The organism is Pseudarthrobacter sp. fls2-241-R2A-168 (assembly GCF_030209335.1).
GTDB lineage: Bacteria > Actinomycetota > Actinomycetes > Actinomycetales > Micrococcaceae > Arthrobacter.
In genome coordinates, this window is the sequence record NZ_JARVSG010000053.1 from 1 (window position 1) to 5,057 (window position 5,057).

At 60.3% G+C, this 5,057-nt stretch carries 4 protein-coding genes and 1 pseudogene; 2 read left to right on the plus strand and 3 right to left on the minus strand.

Translation table 11 applies throughout. From position 1 onward, the window contains the following. Window positions 1–180 precede the first annotated feature (180 nt). From QRN11_RS22675 to QRN11_RS21500, 3 genes and pseudogenes are all read right to left on the minus strand, one after another. Window positions 181–246, minus strand: a pseudogene (locus QRN11_RS22675) (dodecin); the annotation flags it as partial. Between the two features lie 945 nt (window positions 247–1,191). Beyond that, window positions 1,192–2,610, minus strand: a complete 1,419-nt coding sequence (locus QRN11_RS21495; protein ID WP_285314434.1) for an MFS transporter — start codon at window positions 2,608–2,610, stop codon at window positions 1,192–1,194. Beyond that, window positions 2,603–3,043, minus strand: a complete 441-nt coding sequence (locus tag QRN11_RS21500; RefSeq protein ID WP_285314435.1) for a MarR family winged helix-turn-helix transcriptional regulator — start codon at window positions 3,041–3,043, stop codon at window positions 2,603–2,605. The genes QRN11_RS21495 and QRN11_RS21500 overlap by 8 nt, the downstream gene beginning before the upstream one ends. 427 nt (window positions 3,044–3,470) lie before the next feature. Here QRN11_RS21500 and QRN11_RS21505 point away from each other — a divergent pair, with 427 nt between their 5' ends. Together QRN11_RS21505 and QRN11_RS21510 are read left to right on the plus strand one after the other, a co-directional pair. Further along, on the plus strand, window positions 3,471–4,772 hold the full coding sequence (locus tag QRN11_RS21505; protein WP_285314436.1) for an MFS transporter: 1,302 nt from the start codon (window positions 3,471–3,473) through the stop codon (window positions 4,770–4,772). Window positions 4,773–4,805: 33 nt separating this feature from the next. Next, a partial coding sequence (locus QRN11_RS21510; RefSeq protein ID WP_285314437.1) for a hypothetical protein occupies window positions 4,806–5,057 on the plus strand: 252 nt, incomplete at its 3' end.

Below are 5,057 nucleotides of genomic sequence, written 5' to 3' on the forward strand. Positions count from 1 at the left end.
AGTAGGTTTGGCGGCCGCCGGGCCCTTCCGTACGCGACAGGCCCGGATGTGCGGGTTCTGTTAACCCGCTTTGGGCTGCGATCATCATCCCAAAAACACATGGAGAGAAGTTTGACTGCGAGCCAGAGCGGGAGAGCAATTAGGTTCTTCTAAGCGGAAGCCCAGCATAACTGTGACTAGCTAATCAGCGATCTTGCCTTCTTCCAGGTGGCCGCCGATTTCCTCTACCTCGAACCAGTCGAGGTTACGGACAGTTGCGGACGCCTTCGCTACTCCGGTTCGGACCGCATCATCTACCCCGGGTCGGACGTGGCAACGATGTCTGAAATGCTATTCGTGTGGTTGGACGGTTTTTCTCCTCGTGATCGCGGTGCGGCACCTATGAGTGCCGCACCTGAATCTGGTTCCGTGGTAATAACTGCCGCGACATCACGGCGCTAGGGGTCCGGCCGTGGCCATGGATCGATTTCCATATCCGCGCTCTGGCGGTTCAGAGAGCCGTGTCCGGTCCCCGCTGAACTCGTGCAATACGTAACCTCCTGAGCATCAGGGAAGGTGCCGTTGTCGCCCTGTGCGAGTGAGCGCTCCGAACGGGCGAGGTAGTCCCATCTGTGCTCGAAAGGAACGCCTCCCACTCATCAAGAGGCAGTGGAGAGGGACTTCGCGATCCCGAAAATCCTCAGGCAGGGAGGTCGTAGGCGCGGCTACGATCCCAGGTCTCGTAGTGGGTCAGACGAGCAGGGACCGCTTGACGGGAGTCACGTACGGGCGGGCCTGACGGCAGTGACCGCCCCAGCGCATCCAATAGTCGACCGTCTCGTTGAGAACTGCATCGAAATCCAGAATCGGCGGGGTCTCCCGATACGACGGAAACCCCGTCAACTCGAAGTCCACGTTTTCGCCAGCAGAAACTGCGAATACCCCGACATGTCCTCGCTCGAAAGCGCAAGTACAAATCCCCGCAGGTCATCAGAGCATCAGAGAAAAAGTACGGGGACTTACCGAGCCGGAAGCAGTCCGGACAGGAGACCCGACCCGCTCCCGCAGGAGTAAGATGACGACACGGAGCCAAGAAGTGAGGAAAACCCCTTTTTAGGGGACGAGTAGGTGCGCTCCAGGGCTGCCTGAGGCGGTATTCTGACTGGCCAGACACGGTGTGGAGCAGCTTCGTCGGCGGCTGGCTGTCGGCGGTTACCCCACCAGAGCGTCAGGTCGTCCGTCGGTTGGTCGGCGTGAACGCGTTATCAGGGTGTAAATGAGCAGGGCAATAAACACCGCGGCGCAAATGAGGGCGCCGATCGCGAACGTGGTGCTAATTCCGGCGCCGGTAGGGCGAAGATCTGGTGCAGTGTTCGCCGCGAGCACTGCACCAGCGACCGCAGTGCCGAAGGAGCTTCCCACGGTACGCAGGACCTGGTTGAAGCTCACTGAACTGCCGAGCTCTCTAGTGGCCACGCTGCGGGCAATCAGCGCCGGCATGGCGGCATAGCTGGCACCCATGCCCAGACCGAAAACCAGCATCCCGATCAGAAGCTGCCAGAGCTCGGTATGAGCAATCCACAGCACCGCTCCAGCGGCTGCCACAAAACCGGCCCCGATGGGAAGCAGCGTCGCCAGAGGGATCCGGCGCGCGAGGCGGCGCACGAGACGGTTCGCGACGAAGCTTCCGGCTGACAGGGGTAACATCACGAACCCGGCCCAGAACACCGGCAGTGCGACCCCGTAACCGGTGGAGGTCGGGGCTTGGGCAACGAGGCTTGAAATTGATAGGCCGATGTAAAGAGCGGCGCCCAGGCCGATGGCCGTGCCGTTAGCCAACAGCACCTCTCCGATCCTGAGGACCCGAAGATTGACTAACGGAAACCACGTCCTCAGTTCAGCCCGGACCCAGGCGGTCATGGCGAGCGCGGCGACGCTGAAGGCACCGATAACCCCTGGTGAGCGCCACCCCCATGACGGGCCCTCACTGACCCCCAATAGCAGGGTGCCCAGGCCGAGGCCGAGGAGACCCGCGCCCGTGCCATCGAAGGGCAGCCGGGGGGCCCGTTCATCAGGCCCGGCAGGCACAGCGCGGTAAACCGCAATGATGCCCGCGACCGTGAACAATGCTGCGAACCAGAATGCGAAACGGAAGTCGAAAAGTCCGGCGATGATGCCGGTCAGGGGGTAGCCCAGACCCAAGCCGGTCGCCACTGTCACCGACAGGCTGGAGATGGAGGACCGCACAGTGTCAGCGGAGGCGTAGCGGCGAGCAAGGGCGATGGTCACCGGAACGATCCCGTAAGTCAGGCCCTGCAGCGCCCGGCCGGCCAAAAACACCGCGAAGTTGGGCGCCGCCGCGGCGAGAACGGACCCCACGAGGATGACCCATAACGCCGTTAGGAGGAGCCGCTTTTTGTGCGGCCCGTCGCTGAGTCGGCCCATGACCGGAGTTGCCACCGCGCCGACTAGAAGGTTGATAGTGAGCATCCACTGCGCCGAACTGACCGACACTTCCATCTCGCGGGAAATTGTCGGAACCAGCAACATGCCAAGCGAACTGACCACCGCCGTGGACAGCGCTGCAAAGACCAGCGCCGGCACCAGGCTTGAGCGCTCCGGTTCAGTCAACGGACACCCAAGAGCCAAGCTTTCGCAGGACGGGGATGGCCGTCTGCAACGCTGCCCGTTCCTCCGGCGTCATCCGCTCCACAATCTCCCGGTCAATCCATGCATGACCGGCCGCCAGCTCCTGAACCAGTTTCTGCCGTCCAGCATCGGTGATCTCAATCCAGGCCCGGCGCCGGTCCCCGGCGTCGGGTACCCGCACCACAAACCCCGACCGTTCCAGCTCACCGGTTGAGAGCGAGATAGCCTGGGGACTGACATGAACGACGGCGGCCAGTTCCGAACTCGTCGCCCGCCCCCGTTCCGCCAAATGACTGAGCACCCCCAACTTGCCCGGGGACAGTGTCCGTTCGGCATTCAGCCGCCGCAGCAGCGGGCGCAGCGCGTCCAACAAGGAGCGCGCCATTAACTCGTCAGGTAACAACTCGTGGATCACTCCGCAATCATACAAGAAGCTTGATCAAGCTGCTTGCGTAGTTACCCGGCCGGCAACGCTGGAGAAGGGCTCCCGTGAAAGCAGAATTTCCACGGCGTGGTGCGGTTAGGGGCAGCGATTGGTTCCCGAATAATTCAGGGCCTGCTTCACCCGGGGGAGCGGTTCATCTGGTCTGGCGCAGCACTGGTCCTACTGGTTCAACTAGGGTATCCGCCAGCTCGCTGGTCCTTCAGGACTCGGGTACGACTGCTCGTCGTCTCAATGGCAGCGCTCCTGCGCTTTCAAAGTGGTGCGTGGCGGAAAAACTCAAATGGTTGGCGTAAGCGGGACTCTCACTGGAGGGTGGACGACCCCTAGTGTGGCTTCTGAACTCACCTGGTGTGATGAACAAGTGATGCAACTGATTACATGAAAAGGGACTTTAACGATGGCACGTAATGTCACCGCAATGGCGCGGAACTCTTGGTTGGGCGCGGTTGCCATGACCGGTCTAACCTATGGGTCATATTTGACATTCTCGAACTACATTTTTCCGTACAGCGAGAGAACCGGGCATTCGATCGGGGCGATAGCACTGCTGTTCTCGGCCTCGGGATTGGGTACGGTCATTTTCTCGTTGTTGCTGGGGGGAATTCTTCGACGATTCCAGGTCCGCGCGGTTGTCCCGGTCGCGGCTATCGGATTCGCGTTCCCTTACCTTGCCCTGGCTTTCTCGGACAGTTTGATCGTTCTCTATATGGCGGGTTTCGTATTCGGTGCGGCGGTGGTATTCACCGGATTCGGTCTATCGCAGACAGAGATCATGTGGTGGTTCTCCTATAAGCAGATCGGTAGAAGGTTAACTGCCCTAACGTCGGGGCTCGCGATTATGACGTTCATCGAGTCACCTTTGGTTGCTTTGTCGATCCAGCGGTTCGGTCTTAGCGCCACCGCTGTCGGTCAAGGGATACTGACCACGCTGATGATCATCCTCATTTCATGGACCCTATTGCACGAACGGCCCTCTCATTATGGAGTCGTGGTAGATACTGCGCCGCCGAAAGCTCGGCAAGCCCCGCTTGTCGTGGGTAGTGGGTTCATGCCAAGGGCATGGCCGTTCTGGCTGATCTTAGGCGCTTCCGTGATCGAAGGACTTGTCTTCACGGGGTACTCGAACAATGCGTCCCCGTTCTATCAGTCGTTTGGCCTGGACCCTGTTCAGGCGTCTCTGGGGATCTCTATCGTGAGCGGACTGCAAGCAGTGACGGCGCTCATTTTCGGGTACCTCGTCGATAAGATCGGGCTGCGGGTTTCCGTCCTGGGATTCGGCACCGTCGTGATTTTGACCCTGCTGTCTGCGCAGTTCGTACAGGGGTTCGGGGCCGCGATGACATGGGCAGTTTTCATGTCCTTCTTTGCCTTCGTGAACTTCGTCGGACCTGTCGGGCTCCGAACACTCTTCCCCCATGCCGAGGCCGGTGCAGTGAACGGATATGGCGGAGCTGCGTCGCAGTTGGGCGTCATGCTGGGCGCGCCAGCGGCCGGATTTATCTTCACTGCCACCGGTTCCTACATCGGTTTCACGAACGTTGCGGCTGGTCTGATGCTCATCTGCGTCGTGATCGTCTGGATCGCGCTCACGACGAGAGGCAAGAGAAGCGCCGCACTGTCTGAAAGCCTGCATGCTGCGAGGTACCCTGATCCCGCTCCGCCCAAGGTGCCCACTGAATCGACCGCCCCGGGCGTCTAGTAGCGCATCCGCCATCCTTCGCCGATCGTAGGCTTGGCGGAAACCTCGAACCGCGGAACCAACCACGACGGACCACTGGCAAACTGGAAAAATGTGAACTCCCCCGGCCACGGACACCTGTCGTTCGTCCGGACCAACTTTGCAATTGATTGGCCCTGGTGGCGGGAAAAGATTGCAGTCCTGTTTGGGTTTGGAAAACACCAGTCAAGAAGTTCGCGTTTACGTTGGAGCATCTTGGAAGGATATGAAATGAGCGTTATCAGTACCGCCTACGGTCCGGGCTGT